The sequence below is a fragment of the Paracidovorax cattleyae genome (genome assembly GCF_900104515.1).
Classification (GTDB): Bacteria; Pseudomonadota; Gammaproteobacteria; order Burkholderiales; family Burkholderiaceae_C; genus Paracidovorax; species Paracidovorax cattleyae.
The window spans coordinates 197,182-216,786 of record NZ_FNJL01000004.1 but is presented as its reverse complement, the minus strand read 5'-3'; the positions used below and the strand labels follow the sequence as shown (position 1 = coordinate 216,786).

General features: G+C 68.1%; 17 protein-coding genes, 1 pseudogene and 1 riboswitch. Of the genes and pseudogenes, 6 read left to right on the top strand and 12 right to left on the bottom strand.

All coding sequences use genetic code 11. The features are described from left to right. Window positions 1–36 precede the first annotated feature (36 nt). Together BLR05_RS04980 and BLR05_RS04975 are read left to right on the top strand one after the other, a co-directional pair. Window positions 37–1,398, top strand: coding sequence for a M23 family metallopeptidase (locus BLR05_RS04980; RefSeq protein ID WP_092832754.1), 1,362 nt, complete (start codon window positions 37–39; stop codon window positions 1,396–1,398). Window positions 1,399–1,587: 189 nt separating this feature from the next. Beyond that, entirely contained in the window at window positions 1,588–2,715 is a 1,128-nt protein-coding gene (locus tag BLR05_RS04975; protein ID WP_092832713.1) for an anhydro-N-acetylmuramic acid kinase, read from the top strand. 21 nt (window positions 2,716–2,736) lie between these two features. Here the strand turns inward: BLR05_RS04975 and mdtD are convergent, their stop codons facing one another. The 7 genes and pseudogenes from mdtD to BLR05_RS04940 all read right to left on the bottom strand — a co-directional run bounded on the left by mdtD (window position 2,737) and on the right by BLR05_RS04940 (window position 8,949). After that, window positions 2,737–4,185: a multidrug transporter subunit MdtD gene (mdtD, locus tag BLR05_RS04970; RefSeq protein WP_092832712.1), complete on the bottom strand. Its 1,449-nt coding sequence runs from the start codon at window positions 4,183–4,185 to the stop codon at window positions 2,737–2,739. A 78-nt stretch (window positions 4,186–4,263) separates the two neighbouring features. Further along, entirely contained in the window at window positions 4,264–4,629 is a 366-nt protein-coding gene (erpA, locus tag BLR05_RS04965; RefSeq protein ID WP_011797076.1) for an iron-sulfur cluster insertion protein ErpA, read from the bottom strand. Between the two features lie 66 nt (window positions 4,630–4,695). After that, window positions 4,696–5,097 carry a bactofilin family protein gene (locus BLR05_RS04960; RefSeq protein WP_092832711.1) on the bottom strand — a complete coding sequence of 134 codons (402 nt, stop codon included), beginning with the start codon at window positions 5,095–5,097 and terminating at the stop codon, window positions 4,696–4,698. A 71-nt stretch (window positions 5,098–5,168) separates the two neighbouring features. Continuing rightward, window positions 5,169–5,879 carry a DUF6776 family protein gene (locus BLR05_RS04955; RefSeq protein ID WP_092832710.1) on the bottom strand — a complete coding sequence of 237 codons (711 nt, stop codon included), beginning with the start codon at window positions 5,877–5,879 and terminating at the stop codon, window positions 5,169–5,171. Between the two features lie 119 nt (window positions 5,880–5,998). Continuing rightward, window positions 5,999–6,391 carry a 30S ribosomal protein S9 gene (rpsI, locus tag BLR05_RS04950; protein ID WP_092832709.1) on the bottom strand — a complete coding sequence of 131 codons (393 nt, stop codon included), beginning with the start codon at window positions 6,389–6,391 and terminating at the stop codon, window positions 5,999–6,001. Window positions 6,392–6,400: 9 nt separating this feature from the next. Beyond that, the gene (rplM, locus tag BLR05_RS04945) at window positions 6,401–6,829 is read right to left on the bottom strand and encodes a 50S ribosomal protein L13 (protein ID WP_011797080.1); all 429 of its coding nucleotides are present in this window, start codon (window positions 6,827–6,829) and stop codon (window positions 6,401–6,403) included. A gap of 201 nt (window positions 6,830–7,030) precedes the next feature. Further along, window positions 7,031–8,949, bottom strand: a pseudogene (locus BLR05_RS04940) (serine/threonine protein kinase). 191 nt (window positions 8,950–9,140) lie between these two features. On the opposite strand from BLR05_RS04940, the gene BLR05_RS04935 reads away from it, so the two are divergent. Next, a complete protein-coding gene (locus BLR05_RS04935; RefSeq protein ID WP_092832708.1) occupies window positions 9,141–10,040 on the top strand; it encodes a 23S rRNA (adenine(2030)-N(6))-methyltransferase RlmJ in 900 nt (299 codons plus the stop codon). 6 nt (window positions 10,041–10,046) lie between these two features. Here the strand turns inward: BLR05_RS04935 and BLR05_RS27005 are convergent, their stop codons facing one another. From BLR05_RS27005 to ahcY, 5 genes are all read right to left on the bottom strand, one after another. After that, window positions 10,047–10,730 carry a septal ring lytic transglycosylase RlpA family protein gene (locus tag BLR05_RS27005; RefSeq protein ID WP_244160045.1) on the bottom strand — a complete coding sequence of 228 codons (684 nt, stop codon included), beginning with the start codon at window positions 10,728–10,730 and terminating at the stop codon, window positions 10,047–10,049. Then, window positions 10,708–11,337: a DUF4124 domain-containing protein gene (locus BLR05_RS04925; RefSeq protein ID WP_092832707.1), complete on the bottom strand. Its 630-nt coding sequence runs from the start codon at window positions 11,335–11,337 to the stop codon at window positions 10,708–10,710. The genes BLR05_RS27005 and BLR05_RS04925 overlap by 23 nt, the downstream gene beginning before the upstream one ends. A gap of 73 nt (window positions 11,338–11,410) precedes the next feature. Further along, complete coding sequence (gene metF, locus BLR05_RS04920; RefSeq protein ID WP_092832706.1) at window positions 11,411–12,259, bottom strand: methylenetetrahydrofolate reductase [NAD(P)H]; 849 nt, start codon at window positions 12,257–12,259, stop codon at window positions 11,411–11,413. Then, on the bottom strand, window positions 12,256–13,257 hold the full coding sequence (locus tag BLR05_RS04915; protein WP_092832705.1) for a TlyA family RNA methyltransferase: 1,002 nt from the start codon (window positions 13,255–13,257) through the stop codon (window positions 12,256–12,258). The genes metF and BLR05_RS04915 overlap by 4 nt, the downstream gene beginning before the upstream one ends. Before the next feature lie 365 nt (window positions 13,258–13,622). Beyond that, window positions 13,623–15,053 carry an adenosylhomocysteinase gene (gene ahcY / locus BLR05_RS04910; protein ID WP_092832704.1) on the bottom strand — a complete coding sequence of 477 codons (1,431 nt, stop codon included), beginning with the start codon at window positions 15,051–15,053 and terminating at the stop codon, window positions 13,623–13,625. A 69-nt stretch (window positions 15,054–15,122) separates the two neighbouring features. After that, window positions 15,123–15,218: riboswitch (S-adenosyl-L-homocysteine riboswitch) on the bottom strand. Between the two features lie 97 nt (window positions 15,219–15,315). On the opposite strand from ahcY, the gene BLR05_RS04905 reads away from it, so the two are divergent. The 3 genes from BLR05_RS04905 to BLR05_RS04895 all read left to right on the top strand — a co-directional run bounded on the left by BLR05_RS04905 (window position 15,316) and on the right by BLR05_RS04895 (window position 19,557). Continuing rightward, window positions 15,316–16,353, top strand: coding sequence for an acyltransferase family protein (locus BLR05_RS04905; protein ID WP_092832703.1), 1,038 nt, complete (start codon window positions 15,316–15,318; stop codon window positions 16,351–16,353). Between the two features lie 176 nt (window positions 16,354–16,529). Continuing rightward, window positions 16,530–18,158 (top strand): peptide chain release factor 3, encoded by a 1,629-nt coding sequence (locus BLR05_RS04900; protein ID WP_092832752.1) that lies wholly within the window; start codon window positions 16,530–16,532, stop codon window positions 18,156–18,158. Then, a complete protein-coding gene (locus BLR05_RS04895) occupies window positions 18,121–19,557 on the top strand; it encodes a hypothetical protein (protein WP_244160044.1) in 1,437 nt (478 codons plus the stop codon). The genes BLR05_RS04900 and BLR05_RS04895 overlap by 38 nt, the downstream gene beginning before the upstream one ends. Window positions 19,558–19,605 lie beyond the last annotated feature (48 nt).

Sequence of the window (19,605 nt, the reverse complement as noted above, 5' to 3'; positions counted from 1 at the left end):
CGGGCCCGCATGCGCTTCACCCTGGGGTACAGACTCTTGAACAACGGCTTGACATCCGCCGGCCTTGCACTGCTGGATCGGCTCTCGCGCTTTGCCCAGACCCATCCCAAACGCATCACCGCCGCGGTCGCGGCCGTCCTGCTCACCGGCGGAGGTGGAGCCTTCGCCGTGGCGTCGTTCGCGCCGGACCCGGGAGACTTGCCCCGCACCACCGTCGAGTATCCGGTCGAATCCCTCGCAGCCGGCCAGCCGCTGTCCGCTCTGGTGGACATCCCCAGCTACTCCCTCTACCGCACCGACCAGACCCGCAGCAGCGACACGGCCGAAGCGATCCTGCAGCGCATGGGCGTGGCCGACCCCGAAGCCGCCGCGTTCCTGCGCGGCGACGGACAAGTGCGCCAGAACCTGCTGGGCCGCGGCGGCCGTTCGGTGTCCGCCGAAACCACTGAGGACCACCGGCTGGTGAAGCTCACGGCGCGCTGGGTGCAGGACGACAGCGGCAATTTCCGGCGGCTGGTGGTCGAGCGCCAGGGCGGCGCCTTCTCCTCCCGCATCGAGACGGCCCCGCTGACCGTGGGCAACCGGCTCGCCGGCGGCATCATCCGCAGCTCGCTCTTCGCCGCCACCGACGCAGCCAGCATCCCGGACGCCGTCGCCATCCAGCTGGCGGAAGTCTTCTCCAGCAACATCGACTTCCACCGCGCGCTGCGCAAGGAAGACCGCTTCTCGGTGGTGTACGAAACGCTCGAGGCCGACGGCGAGCCGCTGCGCAGCGGCCGCGTGCTGAGCGCCGAGTTCCACAACAACGGCAAGACCTACGACGCCGTCTGGTTCCAGGAGCCTGGAGCGTCCAAGGGCTCGTACTACACGCTGGAAGGCGAGAGCATGCGCCGCGCCTATCTCGCCTCGCCGGTGGAGTTCTCGCGCGTGACCAGCGGCTTCAAGATGCGCTTCCACCCCATCCTGCAGAAGTGGCGCGCCCACCTCGGCACGGATTTCGCCGCGCCCACCGGCACGGCCGTGCGCACCGTCGGGGACGGCACGGTGGACTTCGCCGGCGTGCAGAACGGCTACGGCAACGTCATCTACATCAAGCACAACAACCAGCACGTGACGGTGTATGCGCACCTGAGCCGCATCGATGTGCGCAAGGGCCAGTCCGTGGAGCAGGGCCAGACCATCGGCGCCGTCGGCGCGACGGGCTGGGCGACCGGCCCCCACCTCCACTTCGAATCGCGCGTGAACGGCCAGCACCAGGATCCGATGGTGCTCGCACAGCAGAGCGCGGCAGCCCAGCCCGTCTCGGCCGCCTCGCGCGCCGCGTTCAACCGCCTGGCAGCAAACATGCGCGTACAGCTGGCCTCGGCCTCGCAAGTGCAGCAGGCCAGCGCGCAATAGCAGGGTGCATCCCCCTGAGGCGCTGCGCGCCTTCCCCCTTCTCTCGCGCTGCGCGCGGGAAGGGGGACGACGCCAGTGGACCGGCGGAGCCGGATCCACGGCGTCTCTGGCCTCTGGCCGCGCCGACTTCCACGCTGTGAACTGATTCAGCCGGCAAGGCACTTCACCTCCTTCCTGCATTCCTTTGCCGTGACTTCCGCCGCTTCCATCGAACGCTATATCGGACTCATGTCGGGCACTTCGCTCGACGGGGTGGATGGGGCGCTGGTCGAATTCGGGGAGGGGACGCCACTGCGGGTGGCAGGTTTTGCGTCGGCGCCGCTGCCCGATGCGCTCAAGGCCGAGCTGCTGGCGCTCAATGCCAGCGGCGCGGACGAGCTGCACCGCGCTGCGCTGGCGGCCAACGCGCTGACGGGCATCTATGCCGAGGTGGTCCAGCGGCTGCTGCTGGCCGCACAACTCGGTCCGGCCGATGTGCAGGCCATCGGCGCACATGGCCAGACCGTGCGGCACCGGCCGGGCCTCTTCGACGGCACCGGCTACACCCTGCAGCTCAACAGCCCGGCCCTGCTGGCAGAGCGCACCGGCATCGCCGTGGTCGCCGACTTCCGCAGCCGCGACGTGGCCGCGGGCGGCCAGGGCGCACCGCTGGTGCCGGCCTTCCACCAGGCCGTGTTCGGCCGGCCCGGCGCTACCGTGTGCGTGCTGAACATCGGCGGCATCGCCAACCTCAGCGTTCTCGGCGCGCAGGGCGGGGTCCTGGGTTTCGACTGCGGACCGGGCAACGCGCTGATGGACCACTGGTGCGGCCTCCACACCGGCCAGCCCTACGATGCCGACGGCGCCTGGGCCGCACAGGGCACCGTACAGCCCGCATTGCTGGAACGCCTGCTTCCGGAACCCTACCTGCACCAGCCGCCGCCCAAGAGCACGGGCCGCGACCTGTTCAACGCGGCCTGGCTGCAGGCCCATCTCCAGGGACTGTCCGCCCTGCCACCCCAGGATGTGCAGGCCACGCTCACCGAACTGACGGCCCGCGCCTGCGCGATGGCCATGGAAAGCCACGGCCAGGGTGGACGCCAGCTCGCCGTGTGCGGCGGCGGTGCCCGCAACGGCCTGCTGATGCGGCGGCTGGCCACCCTGCTGCCCGGGGTCAACGTCCAGACGACGGCCGCCTTCGGCCTGCCGCCGCAGCAGGTCGAGGCGGCCGCATTCGCCTGGCTGGCCCGCCGCGCGCTCCAGCACTTGCCCGGCAACCTGCCGCAGGTGACCGGCGCCGCAGGCCCGCGCGTGCTGGGCGCCATCTACCCCGCCTGAGGCCCGGCCCAGGCTCCGTGTTCAGCCCTGGCCCGACACCTCGGGCCCCTCGCGGGGCGGTGTGCGCGCCTCCCGCGGCAGCTGCCAGAACACGGCCGCCGAGACGATGGTGATGAAGCCCACCGTCAGGAAAGTGGACTGGAAGGCGTGCAGCACCGCGCCCGGCACCTCGGCACCGCCGTACGCCTGGCTCCACTCCGAGAGCACCGCGCCCGCCACCGCCACGCCCAGGCTCATCGCCAGCATCTGCACCATCGACAGCAGGCCGTTGCCGCTGCTGGCGCTGGCACCGTCCAGGTCCTTGAGGGTGATGGTGTTCATCGCCGAGAACTGCAAGGAGTTGACGGCGCCGAAGGCCGCCAGCTGGAGCACCTGCCACGCCAGCGGCCAGCCGGGCTCGCGCAGCGCGAAGCTGGCCATCAGCATCCCCAGCAGCGCGGTATTGGCGACCAGGATGTTCCGGTAGCCGCACCGGCGGATCAGCGGCGTCGCCACCCGCTTGATGGCCATGCCCGCGAGGGCCGCGGGCAGCATCATCATGCCGGCATGCATGGGCGAGTACCCCAGCAGCAACTGCAGGGACACCGGGATCAGGAACGGCATGGCCCCGCTGCCGAGCCGGCAGAACAGGTTGCCCAGCAGCCCGACCGACAGGGTCCGCACCTGGAACAGCTGGGGTGAATAGAGCGGCCGCTCGTGCCGCGCGGCGTGCAGCCAGTACACGACCAGCGCCACCAGGCCGCCCACGCCCAGGGCCGCCGCCCCGCCGCGTCCGACCACGCCTGCCGCCTCGATGGACAGCGAGATGGACACCATGCCGAAGGCCAGCAGCACGTAGCCCGCCCCATCGAAGGGATCGGGCCGCTCCGCCCGCAGCACGGGCATGAAGCGGGCTGCCGCCAGCAGGCCGATCAGGCCCACCGGCAGGTTGATGAGGAACACCCAGTGCCACGATGCGCTCTGCACCAGCCAGCCGCCCAGCGTGGGCCCCAGCAGCGGTCCGATGAGCCCGGGAATGGCGACGAAGCTCATCGCCTCCAGGAATTCGCCCCGGGGGAAGGTGCGCAGCACCGCCAGGCGCCCCACGGGCAGCAGCAGTGCGCCGCCCAGCCCCTGCAGCACGCGCGACGCCACCAGTTCCCCCAGGTGCCGCGATGCCGCGCAGGCCAGCGAGCCGAGCGAGAAGACGGCGATGGCGAACAGGAACACGGTGCGGGTGCCGAACCGGTCCGCCAGCCAGCCCGAGGCCGGGATCAGCATGGCCATGGTCAGCGAATACGCGACGATCACCGACTGCATCCGCAGCGGGCTCTCGCCCAGGCTCGCCGCCATCGCCGGCAGGGCCGTGTTGACGATGGTCGCGTCCAGCGTCTGCATGAAAAAACCCACCGCCACGATCCACAGCAGGATGCGGCGGTCCGGGGAAGGGGCAGGCGGGAGGGACGGTTCGGATGCGGCGCTGGTGGACATGGGGCAGGCAGATGTCTGACAGGAACAGGCAGGAACAAAAAAGCCGCCCTGGGGCGGCTTGCTGTCATCGGGACGGGGTCAGACCGAGAAGCTCGATCCGCAACCGCAGGTGGTCGTGGCGTTCGGGTTCTTGATGACGAACTGGGCGCCCTGCAGGTCTTCCTTGTAGTCGATCTCGGCACCCACCAGGTACTGGTAGCTCATGGCATCGATCAGCAGCGAGACGCCGTTCTTCGTCATGGTGGTGTCGTCCTCGTTCGTGATCTCGTCGAACGTGAAGCCGTACTGGAAGCCCGAGCAGCCACCACCCTGCACGAACACGCGCAGCTTCAGGTCGGGATTGCCCTCTTCGGCGATCAGGTCGGCCACCTTGGCGGCTGCGCTGTCGGTGAAGACGATGGGGGCGGGCATTTCGGTCTGGATGTTCTCGGCTACTGCGCTCATGGGGGTGTCTCCGGCTGAGGGGAGGAATTGGCTTCCGATGGTACTGCAATGGCGTTTTCGCGCCGCTCAGCCCGCCTTTGACGCCAATTTGAGTGTGGGCATTTCCTCGACGAGCACCGAGGTCGGGCTCATCTGCCCGGCGATGGTGGCCCCCTGGTGCATCTCCAGGGCCTTGTAGTGCACGTTGCCGGTGATGCGCGCCTTGGGCTGCAGTTCGAGCAGCTCGGCCGCATGCACCGGGCCGATCACCGTGCCGTTGATGATCACGTGGGCGGCATGCACGGCCCCTTCGACCCGGGCCGATTCCGATACCACCAGGATGGTGGCGTGCTCGCCATCCTGGGCGCGCACGTCCCCGGCCACCTCGCCGTCGATGCGCAGGCCCTCGGCGAACACGACCTCGCCATTGATGCGGGTGCCATGCGCGATGAGGCTCTTGATGGGGGGCTGCTTCTTGCGGGAAAACATGGTGAAACCTCCTTGGCGGGACAGCCACGCCCCGGTCCCTCTTCTCTTCGTTTCCGCAGGCGCGCCGGCGGTCACTGCATCGAGAACTGGTGGGCGGCACGGACCGCACTGCCCTCCAGGACCCGCGCGGTCACGGTTTTTACCACGGCGCCGGACGGAATGTCCGACACCCCCTCCACGCGGCGGTAATGCTCGAACTCCAGTGCCTGGGCGCCACCGGGCAGCGACTGCGCCCAGGGCTTGCCGTCCCGCACCCCTTCCACCAGCAGTTCCAGGCGCCCCCTGAAGGCGGGCGCATTGCGCACCGGCTGGATCACCAGCACCTGCCAGCGCAACTGGCCCGCACCCATGGCCTCGGCCTGCAGGCCGCGGATGCTCACGCCATCGGCCCTGCCGGCGGGAATGAGCTTCTCGAAGAAACCCAGGTCGTCGCGCAGCGTGCGGTTGTCGGCTTCCAGTTGCCGCATCCGCGCCATCACGCGCTCCAGCGCCGCGCGCTCGGCAGTGAGCAGGGAACCCTCGGCGCTGGTGGCCTCGTCGTGCGCACGGGTCTCCTCGCGCAGCCGCGACACCTCCTCGCGCAGCCGCACCAGCTCGTCCCGCGAGCGCGAATCCAGTCCGGCGATGCTCTTGCCGAACTCGAAGGCCCACAGGGCGATGGCCGCGCACAGGCCGAAGAACACGGCCAGCACCATCCAGCGCAGGGGCCAGGGCATGGCGTTGCGGATCGCCACCCGCGGGGCGCTCACGGTCAGCCTGCGGCGCAGCAGCTTGAGTCGCATGCGTCAACCCTCCTCCAAAAAGCGTTCGCCCAATGCAAAAAACCGCCAATGATGGCGGTTTTTCGTGGCCGGAAGCACTCCACAGGAGAACCTCGCGGCCGGGTGCAGCGCACCGAAGATCAGCGCTTCGAGAACTGCTTGGCGCGGCGTGCGGAGTGCAGACCGACCTTCTTGCGCTCGACTTCACGGGCATCGCGGGTCACGAAGCCGGCCTGGCTCAGTGCAGGCTTCAGCGTTGCGTCGTAGTCGATCAGGGCACGGGTGATGCCGTGGCGGGTGGCGCCGGCCTGGCCGGACTCACCGCCGCCGTGCACGTTGACCTGGATGTCGAAGGTCTCGACATGGTTGGTCAGCACGAGCGGCTGCTTGGCGATCATGATGGAGGTTTCGCGGCCGAAATACTGCTGAATGTCCTTGCCATTCACAGTGATCTTGCCGGAACCCTTCTTCAGAAACACGCGGGCGACGCTGGACTTGCGACGGCCGGTGCCATTGTTCCATTCACCAATCATGTCGGCTCCTTAGATTTCCAGCGCCTTGGGCTGCTGAGCGGTGTGCGGATGCTCCGCGCCGCCGTAGACCTTGAGCTTCTTGATCATGGCGTAGCCCAGGGGGCCCTTGGGCAGCATGCCCTTGACGGCCTTCTCGAGTGCGCGGCCGGGGTGCTTGGCCTGCAGGTCGCGGAAGTTCGTCGCCGTGATGCCACCGGGATAGCCGGAGTGGCGGTAGTACACCTTGTCCAGGGACTTGGTGCCGGTGACCTTGAGCTTCGAGGCGTTGATGATGACGATGAAATCGCCGGTATCGACGTGAGGCGTGTAAATGGCCTTGTGTTTGCCGCGCAGACGGAGAGCAACTTCGCTGGCTACTCGTCCGAGGACCTTGTCGGTCGCGTCAATCACAAACCACTCGTGCACGACCTCAGCGGGCTTTGCGCTGAAAGTGGACATGAGTTTCTCTTGCATGTAAGAGGGTTTGGCGGTCCTTTTCCACGGTCGGTGCTTCTCTGTACGGAAGCCTCTTAGGTGGTGTCTTGCGCCTCGCCGCGGGACCTGGGAATTCGCTGCGAAGCCCACCATTATACGAAAACCCTCAAGGCCACTGCAATGCCCCTGCCAGGAGCCGGCCGTGGCCGCACGATGCGGCCAGGCTCATTGGGGCTGCATCAGCCGGCGGCGCTCCTCGGCCTCCAGACGGCGCCGGTTCTCCACGCACAGCGGATGGTTCGCCACCGCGGGGCGTTGGCATTCCTGGTGGATGCACATCGGCCGCGCCAGGAAGCCGGCGTCCGCACATGCCTCGTCCGGGCCGATCACGCGCGGCGCGGGCTTCGGCGGCGGCGCGGGCACCGCCGAAGCCAGTGACGCCGCGGGCGTGGCGGGGGCCGCCGCCACGGCGGCTTCCGCCTTGCGGACCGGCGGCCGTGACCGCGGGGAAGACGCCGCCGCGGCGGCCACGGCCGGCACCGAGACCGCAGCAGACCGGGTAGCGGCCTGGGCTGCGCCCGGCGGCGGCATGGGGTCCGGCACGGCCGCGGCGGAGGACGCCGCCGGAGCCGCTGCGGCCGCGGGTGCAGGCTCCTCCTTTTCCGTGATGATCTCCTCTTCCGGTGTCCTCGGCACAGCCGCTGCAGCCATGGCCGCCGCCACGGCCGGCTTGCCGTCGGCAGAACGCGCTGCCCACCACGCGCCGCCGGCGGCCGCCGCCGCCAGCGCCACCACGGCGAGTGCCGCCACGGCCCACATGCGCGGCCTGCGGCCCGCAACGGCCCCGGCGGGCATGGCAACGCCACCCGATCCGTGCGCGCCCGCGGCCCCGAACCAGGAGTCTCCGGCATCGGTGGCACTGTCGAGGAAGACCGTATCGTCCCCCACCGCTGCGGCGCGGGAGGAGCGCCCCGGCTCGGCAGCAGGCACGGGGCTGCGGCGCAGCACCGTGGTGACCGCGGCGGGCTCGGGGACGTGCACGGCTGCGGCCATGGGCTCGGGCACCGGCAGACCCGACGTCGGCGCCGGCACGGAGGTGATGTCGATCATCGGCACGGCGACGCCCGCGGCGCGGCGGTCGGCCGGCTCGACCCAGATGTCGCCCAGTTCGGCACGGAAGTCGAATTGCTCCATGCCTTCCGGCGGGGCCGCCATCTCCAGGGTGCGCAGGAAGTCGTCGATGCTCTGCGGCCGGTCCTGCGGCTGCAGCGCGAGCGTCTGCGAGATCGCGGCGACGAAGGGCGGCGAGTACTCGACGCCGAACTGGCGCTTCACGGTCTTCGCGACACGGGAGAACGGCACCATCCGGTCGCGGATCGCGCGCAGCGTCGCAGGCAGCGGCGTGTCGTTGCACAGGCAGCCGTGCACGACGGCCCCCACGGAATACAGGTCGCTCCAGGGCCCCTGGCGCAGGTCGTTGCCTTCGTCGTTGTACTGCTCGATCGGTGCGTAGTTGACCTTCAGCACCGCCGTGAGCCGGTGGGAATGGTCGGTGATGGCATGCCGGGCGGCGCCGAGGTCGAGCAGCACCGGCAGCCCCGAGTCCTGCAGGAAGATGTTGTCGGGTGAAATGCGCGGTGCAGGGTCTGGCCCTCGTGCAGTACCCGCAGCGCGCCCAGCACGGACCAGAGCACCTTGCGCAGCCAGGCCTCGGGCGGCGGGGTGCGCATGTGGGCGCGCGCCTGCTTGAGCGTCATGCCCGCGTACAGCGGCATCACCATGTAGGCGGTCTGGTTGGCCTCCCAGAAACGGAAAACCTTCACCAGCGAGGGATGGTCGAACTGCGCCAGCAGCCGGGCCTCGGCCACGAAGGACGCCAGCCCCGCCTGGAACGACTGCTCGTGCGAGGAGGAGCGGACCCAGAGCGACTGCCCCTGCGCACGCGCGGCCAGCGCTGTCGGCATGTATTCCTTGATGGCCACGAACCGCAGCAGCGAATGGTCGAACGCCTTGTAGACCATGCCGAAGCCCCCGACGCCGAGCAGCGAGACCACCTCGAATTCTCCGAGGCGGGATCCCGCGGGCAAGGCATCCACGTGGTGCGCTTCGCTCTGGGGTTCGGTGACGAGGGTGGGAACGGACATAGGGAAAAAGCAAAAATCCAGGGGGGCCGGCACGCACGTGCGGCGGATGCTGCAGCGGCCGATGGCCGCCATCATGCAGCAACCGGGCCGCGGACGGGCAACAAAGCGCGTCCCGGGCCCGGAAACCGCCGCGACGCCAGGCACCGGTCGTTCCGGGCGGACGCGGGCGGGGCTGGTTACCATCGGGGCCTATGTTCAGCTACCGCCACGCCTTCCATGCGGGCAACCATGCCGACGTGCTCAAGCACACGGTATTGATCGCCACCCTGCAACACCTCACCCGGAAGGACGCCGCGCTCGCCGTGCTGGATACCCATGCCGGCGCGGGCCTCTTCCGGCTGGACGGCGACTACGCGGCCACGAGCGGCGAGGCGGCCGACGGCATTCTCCGCCTGCTGCCCGCGGCGCTGCCCCAGGGCACCGAGCTCGCCCCGGCGCTGCAGGCTTACGTGGACATGGTGCAGGAGTTCAATACCGGCCCGGCGGCGAAAGTCTATCCGGGCTCGCCCTTCATCGCCCACCGGCTGCTGCGCCCGCAGGACCGGCTGAAGCTGTTCGAACTGCATCCCACGGACATGCGCTCCCTCGCGGGCAACGTCGCGCAGCTCGACGCCGGGCGGCAGGTGGCGGTGCTGCACGAAGACGGCTTCGAGGGCATCCGCAAGTTCCTGCCCCCGCCTTCCCGGCGGGGTTTCGTGCTCTGCGATCCCAGCTATGAAATCAAGAGCGACTATGGCAAGGTGCTGGACATGGTGGCCGAAGCGCTCAAGCGCTTCGCCACGGGCACCTATGCCATCTGGTACCCCATCATTCCGCGGCCCGAGGCCCACGACCTGCCGCGGCGGATGAAAACGCTCGCCACCCGCGCCGGCAAGCCCTGGCTGCATGCCACCCTGACGGTGAAATCCAGCAAAATGACCTCGGACGCGGACGGAACGCAGCGGCGACCCGGCCTGCCCGCGAGCGGCATGTTCGTCGTGAACCCGCCCTACACGCTCAAGGCAGCGCTGCAGCCCGCCCTGCCCCAGATGGCACAGTTGCTGGCACAGGACGCGCAGCACGCCGCCCATAGCCTCGAATCGGGCGGCTGAGGCCGCTCACGGCGCCACCGAGTCGTCGCTGGAGCCGGGACACGGTACGTCCGGATCCGCGGGCGCCAGGCTGATCGCCACCGGCTTGATGCCCAGGCCCAGCAGGCCGAGGGATTGCGCGGCCGCCCGGCTCAGGTCCACGATGCGGCCGGGCGAATGGGGGCCCCGGTCGTTGATGCGCACCTGCACCGAACGCCCCGTGACGAGGCTGCGGACACAGACGCGCGTGCCGAAGGGCAGCGTGCGGTGGGCCGCCGTGAAGTCGTTCATGTCGAACCGCTCGCCGCTGGCGGTGCGGCGGCTGTGGAAGCGGGCGCCATACCACGAAGCCATGCCCTCCTCGCCGAATCCGGCCAGTTCGCCGCCCAGACCGAACCCCGTCCCCGAGGAACGCTCGTCTTCCGGCACCCGCGGCTCCTTCGGACGGTCGGCCGGCGCGCGCTCCGGGGCCACGGCGTCCTGGGCAGGCGCGGGCGCCGGGGCCGGACTGCGGGACGGGCGCGCCGCCGGTCTGGCAGGCCTCTCTGCCGGGGGCTTGCCCTGCACGGCAGGGGCAGGAGCCGGCGCGGCCGGCGCAGTGGAATCCCCGGGAGCGGGCGCGACCGCGCAGGCGGCCGCCAGGGCGCACAGCCCGAGCATGGCCAGCCGGCCTGCGGGGCGGCACCAGTCAGCGCTGGCAGCGCGATGCAAAAACCTCTTCAAAACGCTTCAAATCCTTCTGTTCGCCATCGGTGAGATCGGTGCGTGACCGCCTGGCCGCGAGGATGCGGCGCGATTCCGCGCACTGCTCGGCCCGCCGGGTGGTTTCCGCGCGGGCCGCCAGTTCGGCCGCTTCGGCCTGCCGGAGTTCCTCGCGGCGCTGCTGGCGGGATTCGCGCTGCTCGCGGTAGAACCGCGCGGACGCTTCCTGCTCCTCTTCCCTGCAGTCCCTTTCGTACTCCCGGCGCAGGCCGTGCAGCACATCGGACTGCAGGCCGCGCGCAGGCCCCGACCGGACGGCGTCCTGGAGCGTGCGGCACTGGGCACTCATGTACTTCCGGTATTCGTTCGCCTCCGGGAAGGTGCGCAGCGGCGGCGGGGACGGCGGCTCGTACCGCGCAGGTCCCGGGGCCACAGCGGGCTCCAGGGGCCCGGCTGCGGCGGCGGTGGTCACCGTGCCCGCCGGGCAGGGACGCGAGAGGGAGAAGACATTCCCCATGCTGTCACGGCAGCTGTAGCGCAACTGGGCCGCGGCAGAAAGGGGCAGCAGGGCCCACAGCAGGGCCGCCGTCATGGAAGAAGCGAGAGCGGGAATCATGTCAGGGTCGCGCAGGGAGGCGCCATATTACCCAACACGGCCGAGCGCGCGACCGCCCCCTTTCGAAGGAGGCTCAAAGGCCCAGGCGCCGGCAGATCTCCAGCGTCGCGGCGCTCTGGTTCATGGTGTAGAAGTGCAGCGAAGGTACCCCGCCGGCGCGCAGGCGCTCGCACAGTTCGGTCACCACGTCGAGCCCGAAGGCACGGATGCTGGCAGCGTCGTCGCCGAAGCCCTGCAGCCGCAGCCGGATCCAGCGGGGGATTTCCGCGCCGCACGCGTCGGAAAAGCGCATGAGCTGGGTCGATCCCATGATGGGCATGATGCCCGGCACCACCGGCACGTCGAGCCCCAGGGCGCGCACGTCGTCCACGAAGCGCCAGTAGGCATCGGCATTGAAGAAGTACTGCGTGATGGCCGAATGCGCTCCGGCGCGCACCTTGGTGGCGAACGCCTGCAGGTCGGCCTCGGGAGAACGGGCCTGCGGATGGACTTCCGGATAGGCGGCCACCTCGATGTGGAAATCGTCGCCCGCCTCGGCGCGGATGAAGGCCACGAGGTCGCTCGCGTAATGGAACTCCCCGCCGGCGCCGTAGCCGCTGGGCAGGTCGCCGCGCAGCGCCACCAGCCGGGACACGCCCATGGCCTTGAGCTGCGCGAGCTGTCCGCGCACGCCCTCGCGGGTGGCCCCGATGCACGAGAAATGCGAGGCCGCCTGCACGCCTTCGGACAGGATCTCGCGCACCGTGCCGAAGGTGCCTTCCTGGGTGGAGCCGCCCGCGCCGTAGGTGACGGAGCAGAACTCGGGACGGAGGGCGTACAGCTTCTGGCGCACGGCGCGCAGCTTGTCCGCGCCTTCGGGCGTCTTGGGGGGAAAGAACTCGAAGCTGACCGGAAGGCCCGCCGTGTGGGTGGAAAGGCTCATGCCCTCCTCCTTGCATGGATGAAGAATTCGCAGTTGCCGTCGCCGCCATCGATCGGGCTGTCGTGCCAGCCGGCCACGTCCAGGCCCAGCGCGGCGCAGCACTCGCGCAGGCGCTGCTCGACCTGGGCATACAGGGCCGGATCGCGCACGATGCCGCCCTTGCCCACCTGCCCCGGCTGCAGCTCGAACTGCGGCTTGACCAGCATCAGCAGCTCGCCGTCCGCCTTGAGCAGCGGCACCACCGCCGGCAGGATCAGCGTGAGCGAGATGAAGGACACATCGCCGGTGACGCAATCGAATTCGGGCGTGATGTCCACGTCCTCGCGCCCCGCACGGCGGCGCAGCTCGGTGGGCAGCGCACCCTCGGCCCGGGCGCGCGCCCTGGCCTCGCGCTCGGCCTTGAAAGCCTCCACCTCGTGCTCCTTGGCATCGTCGCTGTCGTCGTACTCGTCGTCCACCTGGCCGCCATTGCGCATCCAGGCATAAGGCGCCTCGGGCTGGGTTTCGTTGTCTTCCGGATCGCGCTCCACGCGCTCGGACAGGGCTTCCTCGCACGCCTCCCGCAGCGATTCGGCAGTCACGGAACGGGCATTCAGCCCCTCCACGCCCACCACGCGTGGGTCATCGCGCAGCCGCTCGTGCAGCTGACCATGGCCCACATCCACGCCGATCACCTGCGCCGCACCGTGCTGCAGCAGGCAGTCGGTGAAACCGCCCGTGCTCTGCCCCACATCGAGGCAGCGCAGCCCGGCCACCCGCAGGCCGGTGGTGAGCAGCGCGCCCTCCAGCTTCAGGCCGCCACGCGACAGGTACCGGGCCTCGGCAGCGTCCAGCAACTCGACTTCGGCGATCGCCGGAATGTCGTCACCGTTCTTCGCCACCTTCGTCCACGGCAGGCTGGCCGCCAGCCGCCACTGCACACCGGCCGCGATCAGGCGCTGGGCCTGAGACCGCGTGGCCGCATGGCCGCGCTCCACCAAAAACACATCCGCGCGCATCGGCGCCTTCCTCTCCAACAGGGCGGGCCGCACACGCGGCCCGCCACATTTCAATCTTCAATCGATTGCAGCGGCTGGCAGAAATGACCGGCGCCGTTGCTGCACGTTGCTGTACGGCACCTGTTGCCGCATACGGTCGTTGCGCCCAGATCGGTTCACCGAGCGCCACCAGCCGCGTTCAACCGACGACCCACGCGGACAGCCCCAACGGCCCTCAGCGCTTGCCGTTCGCCAGGGCACTTGCACACCCCCAGGCCAGCAGACGCCGTGGAACCGGCTCCGCCGGGCCACCGGCGTCGTCCCCCTTCCCGCCGCGCGCAGCGGGGCGAGAGAAGGGGGAAGGCGCGCAGCGCCTCAGGGGGATGTCAGTACCGATACGTATCGGCCTTGTACGGACCTTCCTTCTTCACGCCGATATAGGCGGCCTGCGCATCGGTCAACTCGGTGAGCTGGGCGCCGACCTTCTTCAGGTGCAGGCGCGCGACCTTCTCGTCCAGCACCTTGGGCAGCACGTACACCTTGCCCGCCTGGTAGGCGTCGGGCTTGGTGAACAGTTCGATCTGCGCGATGGTCTGGTTGGCGAAGGAGGACGACATCACGAAGCTGGGGTGGCCCGTGGCGCAGCCCAGGTTCACCAGGCGGCCCTTGGCCAGCAGCGTGATGCGCTTGCCGTCCGGAAAGATCACGTGGTCCACCTGCGGCTTGACCTCTTCCCACTGGTACTTCTCGATCGAGGCGACGTCGATCTCGTTGTCGAAGTGGCCGATGTTGCAGACGATGGCCTCGTTCTTCATCGCCACCATGTGTTCATGGCGGATCACGTCCTTGTTGCCGGTGGTTGTCACGAAGATATCGGCCTTGTCGGCGGCATACTCCATGGTCACGACCTTGTAGCCTTCCATGGCGGCCTGCAGGGCGTTGATGGGGTCGATCTCGGTCACCCACACCTGGGCGCGCAGGGCGGCCAGGGCCTGGGCGCAACCCTTGCCCACGTCGCCGTAGCCAGCCACCAGCGCCACCTTGCCGGCGATCATCACGTCCGTGGCGCGCTTGATGCCGTCCACCAGCGACTCGCGGCAGCCGTAGAGGTTGTCGAACTTCGACTTGGTGACCGAGTCGTTCACGTTGATCGCGCGGAACAGCAGCGTGCCCTTGGCGGACATCTCGTTCAGGCGGTGCACGCCGGTGGTCGTCTCTTCGGTCACGCCGATGATCTCGGCCGACTTGCGGGTGTACCAGGTCGGGTCTTCTGCCAGCTTCTTGCGGATGGCCGCGAACAGAATGCGCTCTTCCTCGCTGCCGCCGTTGCCGGCCACGAGCGATGCGTCCTTCTCGGCGCGCTGGCCCAGGTGCATCAGCAGCGTGGCGTCGCCGCCGTCGTCCAGGATCATGTTCGGGCCTTCGCCCGGGGTGCCCCTGGCGCCGAAGTCGAAGATGCGGTGGGTGTAGTCCCAGTAGTCTTCCAGCGATTCGCCCTTGATGGCGAACACCGGCGTGCCGCCCGCGGCGATGGCAGCGGCGGCATGGTCCTGCGTGGAGAAGATGTTGCACGAAGCCCAGCGCACGTCGGCACCCAGGGCCTTCAGCGTCTCGATCAGCACGGCCGTCTGGATGGTCATGTGCAGCGAGCCGGTGATGCGCGCGCCCTTCAGGGGCTGCGCCGCCGCGAATTCCTCGCGGATGGCCATCAGGCCAGGCATCTCGGTTTCCGCGATCTTGATTTCCTTGCGGCCCCAGTCGGCCAGGGAAATGTCGGCGATGGCCAGGTCGGCCTGGGGCTTGAGAACTGCGCTCATGGTTTTTCTCCGGTGAAGAAGGTGTAAACCACGCAATGCAGGGGGAATGGATCACTCACCGCACAAAAGCGTGGGCGAGCGTCGTTGCAAAATGATGATCCGAGCCTCGCGTCCCTGCAGTACCCGGGTACCGGGATGAAGGACGCTGCAACGCTCCTCGGAATGACCAGGATTATATGGAGATCGGGCCCCAGCAGCCCGCCACTCCCCGATTGCAAATGGATCTGCCCCCGGAAAGGGCCCGACAAAGGAACCAGCGCCCATGTCCACACCGCACAGGAGCAACCTGTTCGATCTGCTGCGCATCGCCGCGGCGAGCGCCGTGATCTTCAGCCATCACTTCCACATCACGCGCACGGCGCCCCCCTCCTGGCTGCACTCCAACATGGTGGGCGGGGTGGCTGTGATGACCTTCTTCACGATCAGCGGCTATCTGGTCACCCAGAGCTGGCTGCGGCAACCGCAGATCGTGCCGTTTCTCTTCAAGCGCTTCATGCGGATCTGGCCGGGGGTGCTGGTCGCGGTGTTCAGCAATATTTTCCTCTTCGGTCTTTTCTTCACCTCGCTGCCTGCTGCGGATTTCCTGGCCCATCCTGAAACGCTCGGTTATTTCCGCAACCTGCTGCTGATCAAGGACTACCCCAACCTGCCCGGCGTCTTTGAAAACAACCCGCTCAAGCATCTGATGAACGGCCCCCTGTGGACCATCCCGATGGAAAGCCTGTGCTACCTCGTGCTGGCAGGCGCTGGATTGCTGGGTGTGTTCAAGTCGCGTGCGATCGCATGCGTTGCCGGCCTGGCCTACATCGCATTCTTTCTCACGGCCCGCAATGCGGACCTGACGGGCGAGATGCGGCACTGGTTCGAGTACCCTGCCTATTTCACCTACGGCGCGCTCATCGCCGTCTTCCGCCAGGAGTTCCATGCCTGCTCCGGCCGACTCATCCTCGTGCTCGCCCCCCTGGCCGCTCTGCTCTTCTTCGGCCTGCATCTGGAGCATTCGGCAGGCCTGCTGCTGCTGCCGCCGCTGCTGATTTTCCTGGGCTCGCTGAACGTACCCTCCCTGGCCTTCCTGCAGCGCGGCGGCGATCCGTCATATGGCATCTACCTCTACGGATGCCCGGTGCAGCAGTCGGTGTATGCGCTCTACCCGGACATGCCCTTCATCCCGAGCCTGCTGCTGTCGATCGCCCTGGCGGCGGTGGCCGGATACGCTTCATGGCACCTGGTGGAGTCGCCGGTTTTGCGTTTCAAGCGCTTTTCTCCACGGATGAGGACACAGCTTCCGGGCACAGCCTGAAAGGAGCCGGCGGCGCGATGGCAGCCCCGGCGAGCCGGGAACGGCCCGGCCCGGGGGCCGCCGCTAGAATACTGCCACTTCCCCCGGCTGCTTTCCCCTTGCGGCAGTGCATTGGCGCACAGCCGCAGCGCCCGTATTTCGACCCTGCGCTGCGCCGCGCCTTCACCAGAAACACTGTGTCCTACGCTTCCGAAACACGGCGCCGCCGCACGTTCGCCATCATTTCCCACCCTGACGCGGGCAAGACCACGCTCACGGAAAAGCTGCTCCTGTTCTCGGGCGCGATCCAGATCGCCGGCGCCGTGAAGGGCCGCAAGGCCAGCCGCCACGCCACGTCGGACTGGATGGAAATCGAGAAGCAGCGCGGCATCTCGGTGGCCTCGTCGGTCATGCAGATGGCCTACCGCGACCACGTGGTGAACCTGCTGGACACGCCCGGCCACAAGGATTTCTCGGAAGACACCTACCGCGTTCTCACTGCCGTGGACTCCGCGCTCATGGTGATCGACGCGGCGAACGGCGTGGAATCGCAGACGCGGCGGCTGATCGAAGTCTGCCGGCAGCGCGACACCCCCATCATCACCTTCGTCAACAAGATGGACCGCGAGGTGCGCGAGCCCCTGGACATCCTCGACGAAGTCGAGCGCGAACTCGGCATGCCCTGCGTGCCCATGACCTGGCCGGTGGGACAGGGCAAGAGCTTCGGCGGCATCATCAACCTGCGCACGCAGGCCATGACGGTGTTCGAGTCCGGCAGCGAGCGCCGCCCACAGGATTTCGAGACCATCCCGCTCAGCGACGCGGACGCCCTGCGCGCACGCTTCGGCCCCACTTTCGACGAGGCGCTCGAAAGCATGGAGCTGGCCGTGGGCGCATCCCCGGCCTGGGACCACGAGGCCTTCCTCGCGGGCAAGCAGACGCCCGTGTTCTTCGGCTCCGGCGTGAACAACTTCGGCGTGATGGAAGTGCTCGACGCCCTCGTGGACCTCGCGCCCTCGCCGCGTCCGCGCACCAGCAACCTCGTGGTCAACAGGCAGCCCGTCGAGAAAACGGTGATGCCCGAGGAGCAGAGCTTTTCCGGCGTGGTGTTCAAGGTGCAGGCCAACATGGACGCCAACCACCGCGACCGCATCGCCTTCGTGCGCGTGGCCTCCGGCAGGTACACCCCGGGCATGAAGCTCAAGGTGCAGCGCACCGCCAAGGAGCTGCGCCCCACCAGCGTGGTGACTTTCATGAGCCAGCGGCGCGAGGCCGTGGAAGAGGCCTACGCGGGCGACATCATCGGTTTCACCACGCATGGCGGCGTGCAGTTGGGCGACACCATCACCGATGGCGCCAGCCTGCAGTTCACCGGCCTGCCCTTCTTCGCGCCCGAGATGTTCATGACCGTGGTGCTGAAGAACCCGCTGCGCACCAAGCAGCTGCAGCAGGGTTTGGCCCAGCTGGGCGAGGAAGGCGCGATCCAGGTCTTCAAGCCCGACGCGGGCGGCAACATGCTGCTGGGCGCCGTGGGCCAGCTGCAATTCGAGGTCGTGCAGCACCGCCTCAAGTCCGAATACGACTGCGACGTGCGGCTGGAAAACTGCCAGTACACGGGCGCGCGCTGGATCACGGCGGACACGCCGCCGGAGCTGCGGGCCTTCACGGACGCCTACCCGATGCGCATGGCGCACGACGCGGCCGACACGCTGGCCTACCTGTGCACCAGCCCCTACGACGTCCGGCTGGCGCAGGAGCGGTTCCCGAAGATCCATTTCCATCCGCTGCGTGAACACGCGGGACTTGCACTGCAAACCAATGCTTAAGACACACACCATGCCGCTCACCGGGGGCGCGACCGACGGCTCTACGTCCGACTGGCGCTCGGCCTCGGACTGGTGCCCGTTCGTGGTGTGCCTGGCAATATTGACGACCGTCTATGTCCTGTGGCTGATGGTGTTCTGGCCCGGGGTACTGGGAGAAGACAGCCTGGGAGTCTTGCTGGAAGTCCAGGATCCGGTCACGAACCGGTCCGGCAAACCCGTCTTCTGGTACTACTTCGTCAAGATCTTCTATGAGCCCGCCCGGAGGGTGGAGGTGCCGATTGCGGTGCTCATGATGATCTGTGCGGTGGTCTTCTCGCGCATTCTCGCGTGGTCCTGGACGCAGGGCTTCCGGAAGACGACGATCTTCCTGCTCGTGTTCATCGCGCTGGCCCCGCACACTGTCTATTTCATCGAAACGCTGTATCCGGACGGCATCTACTCCGTCGCCGTGGCAGGGCTGACCTTTGAAATATGGTTGACCGCGCGGCGCCGCAGCCTGAGCCGCGCTTCCGTGGCGATGATCGCGCTGACCCTGCCGTTCGCTGCATTCGCCAGGCCGAACGGCATCATCTTCCTGCTGCCGGTGGCCCTGCTGGCCCTGATGGTGGAAAAGGCCGGCCGCCGCTGGCTCGGCGCCATCCTGATCGTGTGGTGCGGATTGCTGGTGGCAGCATCGCAGGCGCACAAGAGCAAAGGCCATGGAGTGCTCTACCCGCTGGCCATCTACGAGACCGTCAACTTCCTGCAGCCCCGCCCGATGAACCTCTGGACTGCACAGCCGAGGGTCATGCCGGAAACGGTCGAACTGCTGAAGAAGTACAACTCCCTGGACGTCTATCTGAGCCACTACGACCCGGACTACTGGGATCCGCTTCAATTCTCTCCCAAAGGCCCCAGGGTCTCGAGCCTGACGAATGCGGACAGCAAAGCGGTCGTGAAGCAGTTCTTCAAATACAACCTGTGGCACAACATGCCGAAGTTCCTGGGCAGCCGGGTGAACATCTTCTTCGTTTCCGCCTTCGCCATGGGAGGCTTCCCGGGGCCGAAATATGCAGAAGTCATCCTGCGCCAGTTGAACACCCAATCGACCTACCGGCTCTTCCAGTGGACCGGCGCAGAGAAGATCGCGGACAGGATCTTCGAGTTCAGCTTCGAATACCGCTGGCTCCTCTGGACGCCCTTCCTGGGCATTTTCCTGGTGTTCTGCGCATTCCTCAAAGGCGCGAGGCAGCGGGATGCCGCCCTGCTGCTGGCGGCGACCCCCATGGTTGTGCAACTGGGGGCCATTTTCATCTTCTCCATTGCGGGCGAATACCGGTATTTGCTCCCGTTCTTCATGATCGCCATGCCGCTGCTGCCCATATTGCTGGCCCACCGCGGCAGGGGCGCAGCGCATTGAGGCGCCCGGACGACCGCCCTGTGCGGACATCTTCCTTCCACCCCAACT

What these genes read in the sequence shown, in the direction of transcription:
- mdtD (WP_092832712.1), bottom strand. Translation starts at nt 4,185, where the DNA reads ATGTCCACCAGCGCCGCATCCGAACCGTCCCTCCCGCCTGCCCCTTCC.
- erpA (WP_011797076.1), bottom strand. Translation starts at nt 4,629, where the DNA reads ATGAGCGCAGTAGCCGAGAACATCCAGACCGAAATGCCCGCCCCCATC.
- BLR05_RS04960 (WP_092832711.1), bottom strand. Translation starts at nt 5,097, where the DNA reads ATGTTTTCCCGCAAGAAGCAGCCCCCCATCAAGAGCCTCATCGCGCAT.
- BLR05_RS04955 (WP_092832710.1), bottom strand. Translation starts at nt 5,879, where the DNA reads ATGCGACTCAAGCTGCTGCGCCGCAGGCTGACCGTGAGCGCCCCGCGG.
- rpsI (WP_092832709.1), bottom strand. Translation starts at nt 6,391, where the DNA reads ATGATTGGTGAATGGAACAATGGCACCGGCCGTCGCAAGTCCAGCGTC.
- rplM (WP_011797080.1), bottom strand. Translation starts at nt 6,829, where the DNA reads ATGTCCACTTTCAGCGCAAAGCCCGCTGAGGTCGTGCACGAGTGGTTT.
- BLR05_RS04935 (WP_092832708.1), top strand. Translation starts at nt 9,141, where the DNA reads ATGTTCAGCTACCGCCACGCCTTCCATGCGGGCAACCATGCCGACGTG.
- BLR05_RS04925 (WP_092832707.1), bottom strand. Translation starts at nt 11,337, where the DNA reads ATGATTCCCGCTCTCGCTTCTTCCATGACGGCGGCCCTGCTGTGGGCC.
- metF (WP_092832706.1), bottom strand. Translation starts at nt 12,259, where the DNA reads ATGAGCCTTTCCACCCACACGGCGGGCCTTCCGGTCAGCTTCGAGTTC.
- BLR05_RS04915 (WP_092832705.1), bottom strand. Translation starts at nt 13,257, where the DNA reads ATGCGCGCGGATGTGTTTTTGGTGGAGCGCGGCCATGCGGCCACGCGG.
- ahcY (WP_092832704.1), bottom strand. Translation starts at nt 15,053, where the DNA reads ATGAGCGCAGTTCTCAAGCCCCAGGCCGACCTGGCCATCGCCGACATT.
- BLR05_RS04905 (WP_092832703.1), top strand. Translation starts at nt 15,316, where the DNA reads ATGTCCACACCGCACAGGAGCAACCTGTTCGATCTGCTGCGCATCGCC.